The sequence below is a fragment of the Streptomyces sp. NPDC012827 genome (genome assembly GCF_042900905.1).
Lineage (GTDB): Bacteria > Actinomycetota > Actinomycetes > Streptomycetales > Streptomycetaceae > Streptomyces > Streptomyces gulbargensis.
In genome coordinates, this window is the sequence record NZ_JBIBBY010000006.1 from 316,893 (window position 1) to 335,513 (window position 18,621).

An 18,621-nucleotide genomic window follows, 5' to 3' on the forward strand; every position below is an offset into this window, starting at 1 on the left:
CAGTAAAGTCCAACTACCCGTCGCAAGAGTCCTACCGACGCCCTTGCGCACCCCCGGAGACGGGGGCCAGGGTCCTGTGCGGGATTCATGAAACAGCCGTGCACACAGGTTCTGGAGGTTCCATGAACGAGCAGACTCCGCGCGACCCGAGCCGCCGTACCGTCCTGAGGACCACGGCGGGAGCGGCGGGCGCGGGCCTCGGGTTCGGCGCCCTGGGCGGTCACCCCGCCCACGCCGCCCCCGGGCCGGCGGCGGCGTCGCCGGCCGGGACCGCGGCGGCCCCGAAGCGCCGGGGGGCCACCATGGCCGGGGTGCCCTTCGAGCGGCGGTCCACCGTCCGGGTCGGCATCATCGGCCTCGGCAACCGCGGCAGCAGCATGATCGGCCACTTCCTGGCGCTGCCGGGCGTCCGCGTCGTCGCGCTGTGCGACCCGGTGCGCGAGAAGGCCGAGCGGGCCGCCGCGAAGGTCACCGCCGCCGGCCAGCCGGCGCCCGCCCTCTACACCAAGGGCGAGGAGGACTACGAGAACCTCTGCGCCCGTACCGATGTCGACTTCGTGTACGTGGTCACCCCGTGGGAGCTGCACTTTCCCATGGCGCGGGCGGCGATGCTGGGCGGCAAGCACGTCGGCGTGGAGTGTCCGGTCGCGATGCGGCTGGAGGACCTGTGGGACCTGGTGGACCTGTCCGAGCAGACCCGCCGCCACTGCATGCAGCTGGAGAACTGCTGCTACGGGCGGAACGAGCTGCGGGTGCTGCGGATGGCGCACGCGGGCAAGTTCGGCGAGCTGCTGCACGGCGCGGGGGCGTACAACCACGACCTGCGCGAGCTGATGTTCTCGCCGACGTACTACGAGGGCCCCTGGCGCCGGCTCTGGCACACCCGGCTGCGCGGGGACCTGTACCCCAACCACGGCTTCGGTCCCGTCGCCAACTACATGGACGTCAACCGCGGCGACCGGGTGGTGAGCATCAGCAGCTTCGGCACCCCGGCGCTCGGGCTCGCGGAGTACCGGGCGGCGCACGTGCCGCCCGGTGACCCGAGCTGGAAGGAGTCGTACATCGGCGCCGACCGGACGATCAGCATGGTGCGGACGGCGAAGGGCCGGGTGATCCGGCTGGAGCACGACGTGTCCACCCCGCACCCCTACAGCCGGATCAACAGCCTGGGCGGCACCCGGGGCGTCTTCGAGGACTACCCCGCCCGGATCTACCTGGAGCCGGACCACAAGAACCACCAGTGGGGCGATTTCGCGGCCTACGCGGCGGAGTTCGACCACTGGCTGTGGAAGGAGCACGCCAACCCGCCCGGGGGGCACGGCGGCATGGACTACATCATGATCTTCCGTCTGATGCAGTGCATGCGGCTCGGGCTCGTCCCGGACTTCGACGTGTACGACGCGGCGACCTGGACGGCTCCGGTGCCGCTGAGCCACGCCTCGATCAAGGCCGACGGCGCGCCGCAGGAGATCCCGGACTTCACGCGCGGCGAGTGGCGCAAGGCCCGGAGCGGAATGGACTCGGTCAAGCCCGCCTGACCGGGCGGCCCCGCGTGCCCGGTTCGCGTTCGGGAGCCGGGCACGCGGGCGTTCAGCAGCGCCGCAGGTCCTGGGTCACGGTGCCCTGGACGGCCGTCACGCTCCGGTCGTGGCAGCCCCCGGAGCCGTACAGCCGGTAGCGCTCGGTGCTGGTGCCGATCGCGTGCCGCTGGTCGCGCGGCACGCCGGTGGTGTAGGTGGCGTCGCCGGTGTACGTGTCGTCGAGGCGCGACCAGGACAGCCGCCGCCCGTCCCGGAGGACGGCGGTGTCGGCGCGGTCCCCCAGGGTGAGCACGGTCCGCAGCCGGTCGCCGGCGCCGACGGTGGTCTCGCCGTCCATGGTGTACGTGCGGTCCGTGCGGGTGACGGTGCGCCCGGAGGTGACCGTCTCGCGGTCGGTCCAGCGGGCGGTGAGCGCGTCGGGGTTCTCGCCCTCGCCCCAGCGGTGGACGGAGCGGTGGCCGACGGAGCGGGTGACGGTGGTGTCGACGCGGCCGTGCGAGGTGACGAGGTGCCCGCCGACGGTGAGCCGGTGGTCGGCGATGGTCTCCAGTCGGTGCGGTGAACCCGCGGTGTGGACGGGGGTGTTGACGGGGCGGCTCTCCTCGTGACGGTCGAGGGCCCCGGTGACGACCTCGCTGCCCTCGTCCTGCCAGAGCAGGATGTTGGTGGGGGTGGACCAGCCGGACAGGCCGGCCGGGACGCCGGCGACGGAGACCTCCACGCGGTGTTCCCCTCCGTCGTTGAGCAGGGCGGCGAAGGGTGTCAGGTCGTACACGACCGGCTGGACGTCGAAGGCGCGCGGGCCGGGGGTGACGTACCAGAGGAAGGGGTTGGACCAGCCGCCGGTCCAGACGGTGGGGAAGGGCGCGGCGATCCCGGCGAGCCTGCCGTCGACGCTGATCCGGACCTCGCGGTGGGGCCCGTCGGCGGCGCGGCAGGAGTAGGGGGCGGTGTCGGGCACGGAGAGGTACCAGTACTCCTCGCAGCCGCCGCCGGAGCCGGTGGCGTACACCTCGGCGAGCAGGCGCTCGGTGTTGCGCGGGGCGGTGAGCGTGGGACCGGTGAGGGGAATCACCCGGTCGGGGGTGCCGGCGGCGGGCTTCACGCGGCCCTGTGCGGTGTGAAAGGTGAGGGTGACACGGACGTCGAGAACGCCGGTGTACGTCTCGTTCACGACGTTGCCGATGAGCATCTCGACGGGCTGCGGCCGGCTGAGGGTGTCGCGGTAGCGGGTCACGTCCTTCTCGACGGACCAGGTGATGCCGTCGGGCGAGGGCTGGGGCGTGGAGGTGCGGAAGATCTCGACGCCCCCGAGCGACAGATGGCCGAGCCGGTCGTACTGGCGGCCCTTCACCTGGCCGTCGAGGCGGAGGACGACCTTGTTCCAGCGGGTGCCGCACTCCTTGGGCGGGGTGTACGTGCCGCGGTACGGGGTGAAGTCGCGGAATCGGGCGGCCGCGAGGGTGACCTCGCAGCTGCGGGTGCCGGGGGTGGTGACGGGCGGGGCGGCGGTGACCGGGTCGTGCCAGTCGGAGGTGAACTCGGCCGGCGGCGTGGGACCGGCGGGTCCGCCGGCGGCGGCCGGCGGGGCCGTGAGGAGGGCGCCGGCGGCGAGCACCAGACCGCTGAGCATGCTCATGATCTTGAGTGGTCTCATGGGGCGGAAGTGAAGCGCGGTCCCCGGGCGCGGTCCAGAGGACGATGAGCGGACATGGCGCGATCTGTTCCCCGATGGGGAAAATCGATTGCCGCGCTCCCGGCGGGAAGGCGACCCTTGCACGGTTTCCGCGGGCGCCGCCGCACCCCTCCGGCGCCCCGCACCGTCCGCACCCGGAACCCTGGGACGCCATGCAGATTCGAGAACTTCCCTACGCCGACCCCGGGGTCCCCGACGTCCGCTCGGGCGGCCGGTTCCTCCTCTGGCTCGGTCGCCGCCAGCTCGGCGGGCAGGTGAGGTCCCTGCTCTGGGGCCTGCTGCTGAACCTGGGCATCGCCGGGCTCCCGCTCGGCGTCGGCCTCGCCGTCCAGGCGGTCGTCGACCGGGACGGCGGGCGGCTGGCGCTGGCCGGGCTGGTGCTCGTGGCGCTCGGCGCGGCGATCGCGGTGGGTGACCTCATGCTGCACCGCACCGCCGTCACCAACTGGATCACGGCCGCCGCCCGGATCCAGCAGCTCCTGTCGCGCAAGACCGCCGAACTGGGCTCCCTGCTCACCCGCCGGGTGGCGGCCGGCGAGGTCGTCGCCGTCTCCACGGGTGACGTCGAGAAGATCAGCTGGTTCGTCGAGGCGCTGTCCCGGTTCACCGCCGCCGCGGTCACCCTGCTGCTGGTGTGCGCCGGGCTCGTCGTGTACGAACCGGCGCTCGGGGTCGTCGTGGCCGCCGGAGTCCCCGCCCTGGCGCTCGCCGCGCTGCCGCTGCTCCCCCGTGCCACCCGCCGGGCGGACGTCCAGCGCGAGAAGGCGGGCCGGGCCACCGAACTCGCCTCCGACACCGTCGCCGGGCTGCGGGTGCTGCGCGGCATCGGCGGCGAGGAGCTGTTCCTCGGCCGCTACCGGACCGCCTCCCAGGAGGTCCGGGAGGCGGCCGTGCGCAGCGCCCGCATGTGGGCGCTGATCGCGGCGGTGCAGGTGCTGCTGCCGGGCCTGCTGCTGATCGCCGTGGTGGCGTACGGGGCGCGCCTCGCCCTCGACGGCCGGATCGGGGTCGGCGAACTGGTCACCGTGTACGGGGCGGTGGCGCTCACCCACCATCCGCTGCGGAACGTGGAGGAGATCGCGATGGCCTTCGCCTTCTCCCGGCCCTCCGCGAAGCGGGCGGCGCGGGTCCTGGCGCTGACCCGTGCGACCGAGCCCTCCGGGGACGAGCGGCGCACGGCGAGCGGCGACCTGTACGACCCGCTGACCGGGGTCCTGGCCCCGGCGGGGCGGTTCACCGCCGTGGTGTGCGGCGACCCGGACGTCGCGGGGCGGCTCGCGGACCGGCTCGGCGGCCATCCGGCCGAACCCGGCGAGGACCACACCTCGGTGCTCCTCGGCGGCGTCCCGCTCGACGAACTGCCCCTGGAGACCGCCCGTACCGCGGTTCTCGTCCAGGACAAGGACCCGGTCCTGCTGTCCGGCACGCTCGGGGAGCTCCTCGACGTGCCGTCCTCGGGCGCCGTGCGGGCGGAGGAGGCGCTCGCCGCCGCGCAGTGCGGGGACGTCCTCGACGCCCTCGCGCAGGCCTCCGTCGACGGCGACGGCGACCCGATGCGCACCCGCATCACCGAACGGGGCCGCTCGCTCTCGGGCGGCCAGCGCCAGCGCCTCGCCCTGGCCCGGTCGCTCGTCACCGACCCGGAGGTGCTCGTCCTGGACGAACCGACCTCCGCCGTCGACTCGCACACCGAGGCCCGCGTGGCCGAGGGCGTCAAGAAGCTGCGCGCGGGCGCGACGACGGTGGTGCTGGCCTCCTCGCCCCTCCTCCTGGACCGCGCCGACCGGGTGGTCCTGGTCCACGAGGGCCAGGCGCTCGCCGTCGGCACCCACCGGGAACTCCTCGCCGGCGAACCGCGCTACCGGGCGGTGGTCACCCGCGAGACCGACCAGGAACTCACCGCGGCGACCGGCCGCACCGCTCCGCGCGAAGCGCGGGAAGGAGAGACGGCATGATCGGCGCCGCGCCCCCGGAGTACGATCCGGCCGCCCCGACGACGGCGACGACGCTGCCCGTCGCCACGAGCGCGACCGTCCGCGCCTACGTGCGTGAGCTGCTCCGCCGTCACCGGCGCGCCTTCGCCCTGCTGATCGGGGTCAACGCGGTCGCGGTGATCGCCTCGATGGTGGGGCCGTACCTGCTGGGCTCGGTGGTCGACCGGCTCGCGGCGGGGGCGCGCGAACTCCATCTGGAGCGCACGGTCGCCCTGTTCGCGGTCGCGCTGCTCGTGCAGACCGTGTTCGTGCGGCTCGTCCGGCTGCGGGGCGCGATGCTCGGCGAGGAAATGCTCGCCGACCTGCGCGAGGACTTCCTGGTGCGGTCCGTCGCTCTGCCCCCGGGCGTCCTCGAGCGGGCCGGGACCGGTGACCTGCTGTCCCGGATCACCACGGACGTCGACCGGCTCGCCAACGCGATGCGGGAGGCCGTGCCGCAACTGGCGATCGGTGTCGTCTGGGCGGGCCTGCTGCTCGGCGGCCTCGCGGTGACGGCACCGCCGCTCGCCCTCGCCGCGCTGCTGGCGGTGCCGCTGCTCGTCGTGGGCTGCCGCTGGTACTTCCGGCGGGCCCCGTCCGCCTACCGCTCGGAGTCCGCGGGGTACGCGGCGGTGGCCGCCGCGCTCGCCGAGACCGTCGACGCGGGCCGCACCGTCGAGGCGCACCGCCTGGGCGCCCGCCGGATCGCCCTCTCCGACCGGCGCATTTCTCAGTGGGTGGCGTGGGAGAACTACACGCTCTTCCTGCGCTCGGTGCTGTTCCCCGTGGTCAACCTGACGCACACCACGGTGCTGGGATCCGTCCTGCTGCTCGGCGGGGTCTTCGTCCTCCAGGGCTGGATCGACGTCGGCCAGCTGACGACGGGCGCACTGCTCGCGCAGATGCTGGTCGACCCGATCGGGATCGTGCTGCGCTGGTACGACGAACTCCAGGTCGCGCAGGTGTCGCTGGCCCGGCTGGTGGGCGTCCGGGACATCGAGCCGGAGGCGGGTGACGCGGAGGTACGGCCCGAGGGCCGGGCGGTCCGGGCCGAGGAGGTCCGGTTCGGTTACCGGGAGGGTGCGGACGTGCTGCACCGGGTGTCGCTGGACGTGGCGCCCGGGACCCGGCTGGCCCTGGTCGGCCCGTCCGGGGCGGGCAAGTCCACCCTCGGGCGGCTGCTCGCCGGGATCTACGCGCCCCGGGCCGGATCGGTCACGCTCGGGGACGCGGAACTGGCCAGGATGCCTGCCGAACGCGTCCGCTCGCACGTGGCCCTGGTCAACCAGGAGCACCACGTCTTCGTGGGCTCCCTGCGGGACAACCTGCGCCTGGCCCGGGCGCACGCCACCGACGAGGAGCTGTGGGCCGCGCTGTCGGCGGTGGACGCCGAGGGCTGGGCGCGGGGCCTGGAGGCGGGCCTCGACACCGAGGTCGGCTCGGGCGGCCGGACGCTGACCCCGGCGCAGGCCCAGCAGGTCGCCCTGGCCCGCCTGGTGCTCGCGGACCCGCACACCCTGGTCCTGGACGAGGCGACCTCCCTGCTCGACCCACGGGCGGCCCGCCACCTGGAGCGCTCCCTGAGCCGGGTCCTGGACGGCCGCACGGTGGTGGCCATCGCGCACCGCCTGCACACCGCGCACGACGCGGACCTGATCGCGGTGGTCGAGTCCGGCCGGATCAGCGAACTGGGCAGTCACGACGACCTGGTCGCCGCGGACGGCGCGTACGCGGCGCTGTGGCGGTCCTGGCACGGGTAGGCAGGGGGCGGGGCCGCCCGGCCGGCGGGGGCGGCTCCCGACGCGGAAGGACCGGCCGGGCTCTCGACGTGCCGGGTGGCCGCCGACCCGGGTGCGGCGGCCATGTCGCCGTACCGGCACGTCGCGGACAAGGACGACCTCCTGGACGGCCCCGCCGTCCTGCTGGACGGCGGTCCTCCGTAGCGGTCCTCAGATGTAGCCGAGGGCCGAGGCCCCGCCGACCCCGCCGAGGACCATGAAGGCCGGCATGAGGACCTTCAGCTCGACCCAGCTGCCGGCCCGGAAGCGCAGCGCCTTCGGCGGGCCGACCGGGTACCAGCGCTTGCGGCCGACGGGTATGGGCCACAGGATCGGGCAGCCGGAGACGGTGAGGGCGTCCCCGATGTCGTGGACGAGGGCGCCGAGGAGGACCGGCAGGCCCAGCCACAGGTACTCCTGCCCGGGGTCGGTGAACAGCCAGTTCGCGCCGTTGCCCGGCTGGTCGAGGATCCCGGCGACGATCCAGGCGCTCGTCGCGCCGAGGAGCCAGACCAGGATGTCGCTGGACATGCGGGCGGCCCGCCACAGCAGCCCCTCCACGGCGAGGACCAGGTGGACGAAGAGGAGGCCGAGCACCGCCCACCGCCCGCCCGTGACCGCGGCCGTGGACGCGCCGGCCCCGATGAGCACGGCCCAGAGCCAGGTGTGGGTGAGCGTCCGGTGGCCGCCGGAGCGGCGCGGGTCGGCGGCCGAGCGGGTCGCCTTGTAGACCGCGTACGACAGCTTGTCGACGATCCCGCACAGGCCGCGCGAGAGCGGGCCGAAGGCGCGCGAGATCGTCGCGGACCGGTGGTCGAGGTCGGGGGCGAGGGCGGCGCCCGCGCAGATGAGCGCGCCGGTGAGGAGGACCGGCCAGGGCATCGGGTGGTCGAGGGCGGCCGCTGCCGCTCCCACACCGAGCCAGGCCGCCGCTCCCGACAGCGAGTGCGCCGGTCCCATCATGTTCGGTGTCGCCCCGTTCTCCCGCCGGCGCGCGTGACGGCCGGTCGACCGTCGAGCCTACCGTCGATGATCTTCGTTCCGGACGGCCGGTTCCCTCCTCCGGGGGGAATCCAGGCAAGATGGGGGCGTGACCCTTATCGATCAGCTGCCGCCGACCGCCGACCCCGACGCCCTCTTCGAGGCCTTCTCCACCTGGGCCGAGGAGCGGGGCATCACGCTCTACCCGGCCCAGGAGGAGGCGCTGATCGAGGTGGTGTCGGGGGCGAACGTGATCCTCTCCACCCCGACCGGTTCGGGAAAGTCCCTGGTGGCCGCCGGGGCGCACTTCACGGCCCTCGCCCATGACCAGGTGACCTTCTACACGGCGCCGATCAAGGCGCTGGTGTCGGAGAAGTTCTTCGACCTGTGCAAGCTGTTCGGCACGGAGAACGTCGGCATGCTGACCGGCGACGCCTCCGTCAACGCCGACGCCCCGGTGATCTGCTGCACCGCCGAGGTGCTGGCCTCGATCGCCCTGCGGGACGGCAAGGACGCCGACATCGGCCAGGTCGTGATGGACGAGTTCCACTTCTACGCCGAGCCGGACCGCGGCTGGGCCTGGCAGATCCCGCTGCTCGAACTGCCGCAGGCCCAGTTCGTCCTCATGTCGGCGACGCTCGGCGACGTGTCGATGTTCGAGAAGGACCTGACGCGGCGGACCGGGCGTCCGACCTCGGTGGTCCGCTCGGCGACCCGGCCGGTGCCGCTGTCGTACGAGTACCGGACGACCCCGATCACCGACACCCTCACCGAACTCCTGGACACCAGGCAGTCCCCGGTCTACATCGTCCACTTCACGCAGGCGCAGGCCGTGGAGCGGGCGCAGTCGCTCATGAGCATCAACATGTGCACGCGGGAGGAGAAGGACCGGATCGCCGAGATGATCGGCAACTTCCGGTTCACCACCTCCTTCGGCCGGAACCTCTCGCGGTACGTGCGGCACGGCATCGGCGTGCACCACGCCGGCATGCTGCCCAAGTACCGGCGGCTCGTGGAGAAGCTGGCGCAGGCGGGCCTGCTGAAGGTGATCTGCGGTACGGACACCCTCGGGGTCGGCGTGAACGTGCCGATCCGCACGGTGCTGTTCACGGCCCTGACGAAGTACGACGGCAACCGGGTGCGGACGCTGCGGGCGCGGGAGTTCCACCAGATCGCGGGCCGGGCCGGGCGGGCCGGTTTCGACACGGCCGGTTTCGTGGTGGCGCAGGCCCCCGAGCACGTCATCGAGAACGAGAAGGCGCTCGCCAAGGCGGGCGACGACCCGAAGAAGCGCCGCAAGGTGGTCCGCAAGAAGGCCCCGGAGGGCTTCGTCGCCTGGTCGGAGAACACCTTCGAGAAGCTGATCGCCTCCGAGCCGGAGCCGCTGACCTCCCGCTTCCGGGTCACCCACACCATGCTGCTGTCGGTGATCGCCCGGCCCGGGAACGCCTTCGAGGCGATGCGTACGCTCCTGGAGGACAACCACGAGCCGCGGCAGAACCAGCTGCGGCACATCCGGCGGGCCATCGCGATCTACCGTTCGCTGCTCGACGGCGGGGTGGTGGAGCGGCTGGAGACCCCGGACGCCGAGGGCCGCACGATCCGCCTGACCGTCGACCTCCAGCAGGACTTCGCGCTGAACCAGCCGCTGTCGACCTTCGCGCTGGCCGCCTTCGACCTGCTGGACCAGGAGTCGCCCTCGTACGCCCTGGACATGGTGTCGGTGGTGGAGTCGACGCTCGACGACCCGCGCCAGATCCTGGCCGCGCAGCAGAACAAGGCGCGCGGCGAGGCGGTCGGCGCGATGAAGGCCGACGGGGTCGAGTACGAGGAGCGGATGGAGCGGCTCCAGGAGATCTCGTACCCGAAGCCGCTGGAGGAGCTGCTCTGGCACGCGTACAGCGTCTACCGCACGTCGCACCCGTGGGTGGGCGACCACCCGGTGTCGCCGAAGTCCGTCATCCGTGACATGTACGAACGGGCGATGACCTTCACGGAGTTCACCTCGCACTACGAGCTGGCGCGGACCGAGGGGATCGTGCTGCGCTATCTGGCGAGCGCGTACAAGGCGCTGGACCACACCATCCCGGACGACCTGAAGACGGAGGACCTGGAGGATCTGATCGCCTGGCTGGGCGAGATGGTGCGCCAGGTGGACTCCTCGCTGCTGGACGAGTGGGAGCAGCTGGCGAACCCGGAGGTCGAGACGGCGGAGGAGGCGCAGGAGAAGGCCGACCAGGTCAAGCCGGTCACGGCGAACGCGCGCGCCTTCCGCGTCCTGGTGCGCAACGCCATGTTCCGGCGGGTGGAGCTCGCGGCCCTGGACAACGTGGAGGAGCTGGGGGCGATGGACGCCGAGTCCGGCTGGGACGCGGACGCCTGGGGCGAGGCCATGGACGGCTACTGGGACGAGTACGACGACCTGGGGACGGGTCCGGACGCGCGCGGCCCGAAGCTCCTGTCGATCGAGGAGGACCCGGCGCACGGGCTCTGGCGCGTCCGGCAGACCTTCGCCGACCCGAACGGCGACCATGACTGGGGCATCAGCGCGGAGGTGGACCTCGCGGCCTCGGACGAGGAGGGCCGGGCGGTCGTGCGGGTGACGTCCGTCGGACAGCTGTAGTCAGCACGGGAGGAGTACGAGGGTGACCAGTCCCGCCGAGAGGCTCGTGGACCTGCTCGATCTGGAGCGGATCGAGGTGAACATCTTCCGCGGGCGCAGTCCGCAGGAGTCGCTGCAGCGGGTCTTCGGCGGGCAGGTGGCCGGCCAGGCGCTGGTGGCGGCCGGACGCACGGTGGAGGACGACCGGCCGGTGCACTCGCTGCACGCCTATTTCCTGCGTCCGGGCCGGCCCGGGGTGCCGATCGTGTACCAGGTGGAGCGGGTGCGCGACGGCCGCTCGTTCACGACCCGCCGGGTGACGGCCGTGCAGGAGGGCCGGACGATCTTCAATCTGACGGCCTCCTTCCACCTGCCGGAGGCGGGCGCCTTCGAGCACCAGCTGCCGCCCCGGCACCTCACCGACCCGGAGAGCCTGCCGAACCTGGCGGACGAGATCAGGGACCACCTGGGCGCGCTCCCCGAGGCCCTGGAGCGGATGGCCCGGCGCCAGCCGTTCGACATCCGGTACGTGGACCGGCTCCGGTGGACGAAGGAGGAGGTCGACGGCGCGGACCCGCGCAGCGCGGTGTGGATGCGGGCGGTGGGCCCGCTGGGCGACGACCCGCTGGTGCACACCTGCGCCCTGACGTACGCCTCGGACATGACGCTGCTGGACGCCGTCCGCATCCCCGTCGAGCCGCTGTGGGGCCCGCGCGGCTTCGACATGGCGTCCCTGGACCACGCGATGTGGTTCCACCGGCCGTTCCGCGCGGACGAATGGTTCCTGTACGACCAGGAGTCCCCGATCGCGACGGGCGGCCGGGGCCTGGCCCGGGGCCGTATCTACGACCGTGAGGGCCGGCTGCTGGTGTCGGTGGTGCAGGAAGGATTGTTCCGCAAGCTCTAGGGGGTGTCCCGGCCCAGGTCCTCGGCGCCGGGCAGGGTGTCCTGGTCGACCTCGTGGCGGCGGGCGCGGATGTCCGGGCCGGGCGGGTGGAGCTTGGCGTCGCAGGTGGGGCCGAGGCCGGTGCGGCGCGAGCCCGCGCCGGTCAGGGGGCGTCCGCACAGGCGGCAGCGGACCCGGCGCGTGGGGTCCGCGGGGCCGGGGTCGATGTCGATTGCCAGCGGTTCGTCCCTCATGTTGTGATCACACCCTAGTCTCGACGAGGAGCTCACCATGAGTCTGTACGACATTCCGCTGAAGACCCTGGACGGCGAGCCGTTCTCGCTGGCCGACCACCGCGACCGGGCCGTGCTGGTGGTGAACGTCGCCTCGAAGTGCGGGCTGACGCCGCAGTACGAGGGTCTGGAGCGGCTGCAGAAGGCCTACGGGGACCGGGGGTTCACCGTGGTCGGCGTGCCGTGCAACCAGTTCCTGGGCCAGGAGCCCGGCACGGCGGAGGAGATCCGCACCTTCTGCTCGACGACGTACGGGGTGACGTTCCCGCTGCTCGAGAAGACGGACGTGAACGGCGCCGGCCGGCACCCGCTGTACGCGGAGCTGACGAAGGTCGCGGACGCCGACGGCGACGCCGGTGACGTGCAGTGGAACTTCGAGAAGTTCCTGATCGGCCGGGACGGCACGGTCACCCGTTTCCGTCCCCGGACCGAGCCGGAGGCCCGCGAGCTGGTCTCGGCGATCGAGGCGCAGCTTGCCTGACGCCGAGGTCGTGGCCCGGCTGCGGGCGGCGGGCTGTGTCTTCGCCGAGGAGGAGGCGGAGCTGCTGACCGCCGCGGCGGCCGGGCCCGCCGAGCTGGACTCGATGGTCGAGCGGCGGGCCGTCGGTCTGCCGCTGGAGCACGTGGTGGGCTGGGCGGAGTTCGCCGGTCTGCGGATCGCGGTGGACGCCGGGGTGTTCGTGCCCCGGAGGCGTACGGAGTTCCTCGTCGGGCTCGCGGTGGAGCGGGCCCGGCCGGGCGCCGTCTGCGTGGACCTGTGCTGCGGTACGGGTGCGGCGGGCGCGGTGCTGCTCGCCTCCGTGCCGGGGGTGGAGGTGCACGCCTCGGACGTGGAGCCGGCGGCGGTCGCCTGTGCCCGGCGGAACCTGGAGCCGCGCGGGGGCCGGGTGTACGAGGGGGATCTCTTCGCCGCGCTCCCCGGGGAGCTGCGGGGCCGGGTCGAGGTCCTGGTGGCCAATGTGCCGTACGTACCGACCGGTGAGGTGGGGCTGCTGCCGCCGGAGGCGCGGGAGCACGAGCCGATGGTCGCGCTGGACGGCGGCGTGGACGGCCTGGAGGTGCTGCGGCGGGTCGCGCGGGAGGCGCCCGCGTGGCTGGCGCCGGGCGGGCGGCTGTTCTTCGAGACGAGCGAGGGGCAGGCGCCGGAGGCCGTCGCGGCGGTCACCGCCCAGGGGCTCGCCGCCCGTGCGGTCACCTCCGAGGAGTGGTGGGCGACGGTCGTCGTCGCCACCCGTCCCTGACGGGCGGGACGCGGACGGGTGCCGGGGGGCGGCTCCCCCGGCACCGGCCGTTCAGTCGGTGCGGGGCAGCAGCCGGCAGCGGGCGGGGCCGGTCGCCTGGAGGGTGATGCCGGGTGCCACCGGCACCTCGGCGTCCACGGTCTCGAAGCGGTGCCGTTGGAGGATCATCGCGAGGGCGATCACCGACTCCAGCATCGAGAAGTGCTGGCCGATGCAGGCGCGCGGGCCGCCGCCGAAGGGGAACCAGGCGTAGCGGGGGCGGGCCGCCTCGGCCTCGGGGGTGAAGCGGTCGGGGTCGAAGCGCTCCGGGTCCTCCCAGTAGCGGGGATGCCGGTGGGTGACCCAGGGGGCGACGACGACGTCCGCGCCCGCCGGGACGGTGATGCCGCCGATCTCGGTGGCGGCGACGGCGCGGCGGCCGATGACCGGGGCGGCCGGGAAGAGGCGCATGGCCTCCTTGAGCACCTGGGTCACGTACGGCAGGGAGTCGAGGTCGGCGGCGCCGGGGGTGCGGCCGGCGAGCACCCGGTCGACCTCCTCGTGGGCCCTGGCCTGGGCCTCGGGATGGCGGGCGAGGAGGTGGAGGGCGAAGCCGAGGGAGGTCGCGGTGGTCTCATGGCCCGCGACGAGGAAGACGAGGACCTGCTCGCGGAGTTCGGTGGCGTCGAAACGGCCGTCCTCGGCGCTCTCGGCCTCGACCAGGAGGGTGAGGAGGTCGTCGCCGCCCGGGGCCCGGTCGGCGGCGCGGCGCTGGGCGATGATGCGGTCGCACACCTCGTACAGCGCCCGGTGGACGGCGTCGGCCCGCCGGTTGCCGGGGGTGGGCCATTCGCGGGGCACGTTGAGCGGGGAGTAGCCGCGGCGCAGGACGTAGGCGCTGAGTTCGGGGAAGCTGTGTTCCACGACCCGGACGGCCGTGTCGACGTCGGTGCCGAAGAGGATGCGGGCGACGGCGCGGAGCGCGAGGCGGGTCATGTCCTGGAGGACGTCGACGGTGGTGGCGCGGCTGTCGCGCCATTCGCCGAGGAGGGTGTCGGCCTCGGCGGCGATGGCGGCGGCGTAGCCGTCGACGCGGCGGCGGGTGAAGAGGGGCTGGACGAGCCGGCGCTGGCGCAGGTAGTCCTCGTCCTGGCTGGTGAGCAGGCCGTTGCCGAAGGACTCCCGGATCTCCTGGTAGAAGACGTTGTCCTTGCGGAAGTTGGCGGATTCGCCGGCGAGGACCTGCTGGACGCCCTCGGCGGAGAAGACGCCGTACACGGTGCGGCGGATGCCGGGCGGTCCCGCGGTGATCCGTACGACGTCGCCGTGGTCGCGGCGGGCGCGCAGGAAGGTGCCGAGCGAGTCGTTCTTGAGGTCCAGCAGGGAGCCGAGCAGAGGAAGTCCGGCCAGTTCGGGTGCCTCGGTGCGGGTGGTGGTCATGGTCGTCTCCCCCTGGGTCGTCACCCGGCCGATTCTCCTCCAGGGCGTGGCCGACGGCGAGGTCCGGCGGAACACCCGACCGGATCTGGCCGGTTGGCTCGATCCGGTCGGGTGGTGGCGGGGGTGGTGGGCGTCGGTCGGTGTCGCGCCGGCGGAGGACCTCCTGGGCGGGGCCGCTACTTGGCGAGGGCCCGGCTGATGACCATGCGCTGGATCTCGCTGGTCCCCTCGAAGATGGTGTAGATGGCCGCGTCGCGGTGCATCCGCTCCACCGGGTACTCGCGGGTGTAGCCGTTGCCGCCGAGGATCTGGATCGCCTGGGCGGTGACCTCCTTGGCGACCTCGCTCGCGTAGAGCTTGGACATCGAACCCTCGGCGGAGGTGAACGGCTTGCCGGCGGTGGCCATCCAGGAGGCGCGCCAGACGAGGAGCCGCGCCGCGTCGATCCGGGTGCGCATGTCGGCGAGCTGGAAGGCGACGCCCTGGTTCTCGATGATGGGGCGGCCGAACTGGACCCGGGTCTTCGCGTAGTCGAGGGCGACCTCGTACGCGGCGCGGGCGGTGCCCACGGCCATGGCGCCGACGGCGGGGCGGGAGGCCTCGAAGGTGGCCATGGCCGCGTTCTTCACCCGCTCGCCGCCCCCGGCCTTCGCCTTCTCGCGGGCGCGGGCGAGACGCTCGTCCAGCTTGTCCTTGCCGCCGAGGAGGCAGTGGCCGGGGACGCGGACGTCCTCCAGGACCACCTCGGCGGTGTGGGAGGCGCGGATGCCGTGCTTCTGGAACTTCTGGCCCTGGGAGAGGCCGGGGGTGCCGGGCGGCACGATGAAGGAGGCGTGGCCCTTGGAGCCGAGCGCGGGGTCGACGACGGCGACCACGACGTGGACGCCCGCGATGCCGCCGTTGGTCGCCCAGGTCTTGGTGCCGTTGAGGACCCACTCGTCCTTGGCCTCGTCGTGGACGGCCCGGGTGCGCATCGAGGCGACGTCGGAGCCGGCGTCGGGCTCGGAGGAGCAGAAGGCGGCGACCTTGACGTCGGTGGCGTCGCCGTACATCTGCGGGACCCAGGTGCCGATCTGCTCCTCGGTGCCGTTGGCGAGGACGCCGACGGCGGCGAGGCCGGTGCCGACGATGGAGAGGGCGATGCCGGCGTCGCCCCAGAAGAGTTCCTCCATGGTCAGGGGGATGCCGAGACCGGTGGGGTCGAAGAACTGCTGAGCGTAGAAATCCAGGGAATAGATGCCGAGCTTGGCCGCTTCCTGGATGATCGGCCAGGGGGTCTCCTCACGCTCGTCCCACTCGGCGGCCGCGGGGCGCATGACGTCGGCGGCGAAGCCGTGCAGCCAGTCCCGGACCTGCTTCTGGTCCTCGTTGAGTTCGAGCGTGAACTCGCCCATGTTCCCTCCCAGCAGTACGTTACCTTCGGTAACATCAGTCTGTTACCGGCGGGTACAGGCTGTCAACCTGCGGCGGAGCGGAGCAGGCCGGACGGCACCCGGTGCCGCGCGGGTGTTACGTTGCGACAGCCTCACGGAATCGCACGGGCGGGGAGACACGCTTATGGACACCACACACCGGACCACCGAGCAGCAGAAGCCCGCCGAGCAGCGCCGGCGCGAGCTGCTGGAGGCGGCGGACCGCGTGGTGCTCCGGGACGGCCCCAAGGCCTCCATGAACGCCATCGCGGCGGAGGCGGGCATCACCAAGCCGATCCTGTACCGCCACTTCGGCGACAAGGGCGGCCTCTACCGCGCCCTCGCCACCCGGCACACCGACGCGCTCCTCGCCGCGCTCCGCGCCGCCCTGGACGCCCCCTCCGACCGGCGCCGGCGCGTCGAGTCCACCCTGGACACGTATCTCGCCTCCATCGAGGCGATGCCTCAGGTCTACCGCTTCCTCATGCACCCGGCAGAGGAGTCGCACCAGTCCGAGCAGGGCTTCGACGTCGGCCGCCACTCGGCCCCGCTGCTGCGGCGCATGGGCGAGGAGCTCGGCCAGGTCATCGCCGAACGCATCGACCTCGGAGCCGGCGGCGAGGCCCAGGCCCGGATCTGGGGCCACGGGATCGTCGGCATGATGCACGCCGCCGGCGACTGGTGGCTCGGCGAACGCCCGTGCTCCCGCGCGGCCTTGGTCACCGCCCTGGCCGATCTCCTGTGGGGGCGCCTCGCCCTGGCCGACGACCGCCCGGACGGGCCGGGCTTCTGAGGGCGCGGACCGGGCCGGGCTCGTCAGGGCGCGGACCCCGGTGCTTCCACCGTGCCGTCAGCCGCGCAGGGCCCCCGCTCCCCCGCCCCACGGCTCCTTCCGGACGGCCCGCAGCAGACGTGACCTCCGCCACCCCGTGACCCGTTCCGCGTAGACCCCGCCGTCCAGATGATCGGCCTCGTGCTGGAGGCAGCGGGCGAAGAAGCCGGTGCCCTCGACGCGTACCGGAGTGCCGTCCACCCGGACGCCCTCCACCACCGCACGGTCGTGGCGGGGCGTCGGGGCCTCCAGACCCGGCAGGGAGAGACAGCCCTCGGGGCCGCGGATCACGTCCCCGTCCGCCTCCACGAGCCGCGGGTTCACCACGTGACCCAGATGGCGCACGTCCTCGTCGTCCGGGCAGTCGTACACGAAGACCCGCAGGCCGACGCCCACCTGGTTGGCCGCCAGACCCACCCCGTGCGCCGCGTACATCGTGGCGAACATGTCCTCGACGAGGCGCGCCAGTTCGGGGCCGAAGTCGGTGACGGGCGCGCAGGGGGTGTGCAGCACGGGGTCGCCGAGCAGGGTCAGCGCTCGGACGCGGCCGGAACTGCCGGGGATGGGGCGGTTTCGCATGGCGGTAAGGGTACGGTCCCCCGTGACCTGGAAGTTTCGCGCGGCCCCTGGCGTGGTGCCGCGGTTCGGGCTGCTGGCCGGATCTCGATAGGCTGAGCCCGGACCGACGCAAGGAGGAACAAGGACGATGTCAGGACACCCCGGTAATCCAGAGCCGCTGTCGCCGCGTGCCAAGCTGGCCGTGACGGCGGGCAAGGCCGCGGCCGCGGTGTCGCGGGCGGCCGGACGCGGCAGCGGGTCGGTGATCGGCGGCCGGGTGGCGCTCAAGCTCGACCCCGACCTGCTGGGGCGGCTCGCGCAGCACCTGGACGTCGTCCTCGTGTCCGCGACCAACGGCAAGACGACCACGACCCGGCTCATCGCCGAGGCGCTGCGCGCCAGCGGTCCGGTCGTCTCCAACGCCCTCGGCGCCAACATGCCCGCCGGCATCACCTCCGCCCTGGCCGGCGGCTCGGACGCCCGCTTCGGCGTGATCGAGGTCGACGAGAAGTACCTCGCCGGTGTCGCCCGCGACACCACCCCCAAGGCGATCGCGCTGCTCAACCTCTCCCGCGACCAGCTCGACCGCGCCGCCGAGACCCGCATGCTCGCCGAGAAGTGGCGCGAGGGCCTCAACGGCACCAAGGCGGTCGTCATCGCCAACGCCGACGACCCGCTGATCGTGTGGGCCGCCTCCTCCTCCCCCAACGTGGTGTGGGTCGCCGCCGGCCAGATGTGGAAGGACGACGCCTGGTCCTGCCCCGCCTGCGGCGGTGTCATGCAGCGCCCGGGCGACGACTGGTTCTGCGGCGAGTGCGGTTTCCGCCGCCCCGCGCCCAGCTGGGCCCTCAGCGGCGACCACGTGCTCGACCCGCACGGTTCGGCCTGGCCTATCCGGCTCCAGCTGCCCGGCCGCGCCAACAAGGCGAACGCCGCCACCTCGGCCGCCGTCGCCGCCGTCTTCGGCGTACCGCCGCAGGTCGCCCTGGAGCGCATGTACCAGGTGCAGGCCGTCGCCGGACGGTACGACGTGGTGTCCTTCCAGGGCCGCGACCTGCGCCTGCTGCTCGCGAAGAACCCGGCGGGCTGGCTCGAAACGTTTTCCCTGATCGACGGTCCGCCGGCGCCGGTGATCCTCTCCGTCAACGCGCGCGGCGCCGACGGCACGGACACCTCCTGGCTGTGGGACGTGGACTACGGGCGGCTCGCCGGCCACCCGATCATGGTGATCGGCGACCGGAAGCTGGACCTCGCCGTCCGCCTGGAGGTCGCGGGCGTCGACTTCCGCGTCTGCGAGACGCTCGACGAGGCCGTCGCCATGGCCCCGCCCGGGCAGATCGAGCTGATCGCCAACTACACCGCCTTCCAGGACGTCCGCCGCCGCGTCGGCAACTGACCCGTAGAGGACA

At 73.2% G+C, this 18,621-nt stretch carries 15 protein-coding genes; 9 read left to right on the top strand and 6 right to left on the bottom strand.

What is annotated here, in order from left to right:
- Nucleotides 1-122 precede the first annotated feature (122 nt).
- Nucleotides 123-1,538, top strand: coding sequence for a Gfo/Idh/MocA family protein (locus ACFY60_RS16045; protein ID WP_388614380.1), 1,416 nt, complete (start codon nt 123-125; stop codon nt 1,536-1,538).
- 52 nt (nt 1,539-1,590) lie between these two features.
- Here ACFY60_RS16045 and ACFY60_RS16050 read toward each other — a convergent pair whose 3' ends face one another.
- Complete coding sequence (locus tag ACFY60_RS16050) at nt 1,591-3,198, bottom strand: peptide-N4-asparagine amidase (protein ID WP_388614383.1); 1,608 nt, start codon at nt 3,196-3,198, stop codon at nt 1,591-1,593.
- 191 nt (nt 3,199-3,389) lie between these two features.
- On the opposite strand from ACFY60_RS16050, the gene ACFY60_RS16055 reads away from it, so the two are divergent.
- Nucleotides 3,390-5,192 carry an ABC transporter transmembrane domain-containing protein gene (locus ACFY60_RS16055; protein WP_388614386.1) on the top strand — a complete coding sequence of 601 codons (1,803 nt, stop codon included), beginning with the start codon at nt 3,390-3,392 and terminating at the stop codon, nt 5,190-5,192.
- A complete protein-coding gene (locus ACFY60_RS16060; protein ID WP_388614389.1) occupies nt 5,189-6,970 on the top strand; it encodes an ABC transporter ATP-binding protein in 1,782 nt (593 codons plus the stop codon). Before ACFY60_RS16055 ends, ACFY60_RS16060 begins: the two co-directional genes overlap by 4 nt.
- 189 nt (nt 6,971-7,159) lie before the next feature.
- On the opposite strand, the gene ACFY60_RS16065 is transcribed toward ACFY60_RS16060, so the two are convergent.
- A complete protein-coding gene (locus ACFY60_RS16065) occupies nt 7,160-7,951 on the bottom strand; it encodes a metal-dependent hydrolase (protein ID WP_388614391.1) in 792 nt (263 codons plus the stop codon).
- 127 nt (nt 7,952-8,078) lie between these two features.
- Between ACFY60_RS16065 and ACFY60_RS16070 the strand changes: the two genes are divergently transcribed.
- A complete protein-coding gene (locus ACFY60_RS16070) occupies nt 8,079-10,592 on the top strand; it encodes a DEAD/DEAH box helicase (protein WP_388614394.1) in 2,514 nt (837 codons plus the stop codon).
- A 22-nt stretch (nt 10,593-10,614) separates the two neighbouring features.
- Nucleotides 10,615-11,478 (top strand): acyl-CoA thioesterase, encoded by an 864-nt coding sequence (locus ACFY60_RS16075; RefSeq protein ID WP_388614396.1) that lies wholly within the window; start codon nt 10,615-10,617, stop codon nt 11,476-11,478.
- On the opposite strand, the gene ACFY60_RS16080 is transcribed toward ACFY60_RS16075, so the two are convergent.
- Nucleotides 11,475-11,711: a DUF6011 domain-containing protein gene (locus tag ACFY60_RS16080; protein ID WP_388614397.1), complete on the bottom strand. Its 237-nt coding sequence runs from the start codon at nt 11,709-11,711 to the stop codon at nt 11,475-11,477. The genes ACFY60_RS16075 and ACFY60_RS16080 overlap by 4 nt on opposite strands.
- 37 nt (nt 11,712-11,748) lie before the next feature.
- On the opposite strand from ACFY60_RS16080, the gene ACFY60_RS16085 reads away from it, so the two are divergent.
- Both ACFY60_RS16085 and ACFY60_RS16090 read left to right on the top strand, forming a co-directional pair.
- Entirely contained in the window at nt 11,749-12,231 is a 483-nt protein-coding gene (locus ACFY60_RS16085) for a glutathione peroxidase (protein WP_388614400.1), read from the top strand.
- On the top strand, nt 12,224-12,991 hold the full coding sequence (locus ACFY60_RS16090) for a putative protein N(5)-glutamine methyltransferase (protein WP_388614403.1): 768 nt from the start codon (nt 12,224-12,226) through the stop codon (nt 12,989-12,991). The genes ACFY60_RS16085 and ACFY60_RS16090 overlap by 8 nt, the downstream gene beginning before the upstream one ends.
- A 51-nt stretch (nt 12,992-13,042) precedes the next feature.
- Here the strand turns inward: ACFY60_RS16090 and ACFY60_RS16095 are convergent, their stop codons facing one another.
- A complete protein-coding gene (locus ACFY60_RS16095) occupies nt 13,043-14,410 on the bottom strand; it encodes a cytochrome P450 (protein WP_388614727.1) in 1,368 nt (455 codons plus the stop codon).
- 176 nt (nt 14,411-14,586) lie between these two features.
- Complete coding sequence (locus ACFY60_RS16100; protein ID WP_388614406.1) at nt 14,587-15,804, bottom strand: acyl-CoA dehydrogenase family protein; 1,218 nt, start codon at nt 15,802-15,804, stop codon at nt 14,587-14,589.
- Nucleotides 15,805-15,967: 163 nt separating this feature from the next.
- Between ACFY60_RS16100 and ACFY60_RS16105 the strand changes: the two genes are divergently transcribed.
- Nucleotides 15,968-16,615: a TetR family transcriptional regulator gene (locus ACFY60_RS16105; RefSeq protein WP_388614409.1), complete on the top strand. Its 648-nt coding sequence runs from the start codon at nt 15,968-15,970 to the stop codon at nt 16,613-16,615.
- Nucleotides 16,616-16,672: 57 nt separating this feature from the next.
- Here ACFY60_RS16105 and def read toward each other — a convergent pair whose 3' ends face one another.
- Entirely contained in the window at nt 16,673-17,233 is a 561-nt protein-coding gene (gene def / locus ACFY60_RS16110; protein ID WP_388614412.1) for a peptide deformylase, read from the bottom strand.
- Between the two features lie 127 nt (nt 17,234-17,360).
- On the opposite strand from def, the gene ACFY60_RS16115 reads away from it, so the two are divergent.
- Nucleotides 17,361-18,608 carry a MurT ligase domain-containing protein gene (locus tag ACFY60_RS16115; protein WP_309057471.1) on the top strand — a complete coding sequence of 416 codons (1,248 nt, stop codon included), beginning with the start codon at nt 17,361-17,363 and terminating at the stop codon, nt 18,606-18,608.
- The last annotated feature ends 13 nt before the right edge of the window (nt 18,609-18,621 follow it).

What these genes read in the sequence shown, in the direction of transcription:
- ACFY60_RS16045 (WP_388614380.1), top strand. Translation starts at nt 123, where the DNA reads ATGAACGAGCAGACTCCGCGCGACCCGAGCCGCCGTACCGTCCTGAGG.
- ACFY60_RS16050 (WP_388614383.1), bottom strand. Translation starts at nt 3,198, where the DNA reads ATGAGACCACTCAAGATCATGAGCATGCTCAGCGGTCTGGTGCTCGCC.
- ACFY60_RS16055 (WP_388614386.1), top strand. Translation starts at nt 3,390, where the DNA reads ATGCAGATTCGAGAACTTCCCTACGCCGACCCCGGGGTCCCCGACGTC.
- ACFY60_RS16060 (WP_388614389.1), top strand. Translation starts at nt 5,189, where the DNA reads ATGATCGGCGCCGCGCCCCCGGAGTACGATCCGGCCGCCCCGACGACG.
- ACFY60_RS16065 (WP_388614391.1), bottom strand. Translation starts at nt 7,951, where the DNA reads ATGATGGGACCGGCGCACTCGCTGTCGGGAGCGGCGGCCTGGCTCGGT.
- ACFY60_RS16080 (WP_388614397.1), bottom strand. Translation starts at nt 11,711, where the DNA reads ATGAGGGACGAACCGCTGGCAATCGACATCGACCCCGGCCCCGCGGAC.
- ACFY60_RS16085 (WP_388614400.1), top strand. Translation starts at nt 11,749, where the DNA reads ATGAGTCTGTACGACATTCCGCTGAAGACCCTGGACGGCGAGCCGTTC.
- ACFY60_RS16095 (WP_388614727.1), bottom strand. Translation starts at nt 14,410, where the DNA reads ATGACCACCACCCGCACCGAGGCACCCGAACTGGCCGGACTTCCTCTG.
- ACFY60_RS16100 (WP_388614406.1), bottom strand. Translation starts at nt 15,804, where the DNA reads ATGGGCGAGTTCACGCTCGAACTCAACGAGGACCAGAAGCAGGTCCGG.
- ACFY60_RS16105 (WP_388614409.1), top strand. Translation starts at nt 15,968, where the DNA reads ATGGACACCACACACCGGACCACCGAGCAGCAGAAGCCCGCCGAGCAG.
- def (WP_388614412.1), bottom strand. Translation starts at nt 17,233, where the DNA reads ATGCGAAACCGCCCCATCCCCGGCAGTTCCGGCCGCGTCCGAGCGCTG.
- ACFY60_RS16115 (WP_309057471.1), top strand. Translation starts at nt 17,361, where the DNA reads ATGTCAGGACACCCCGGTAATCCAGAGCCGCTGTCGCCGCGTGCCAAG.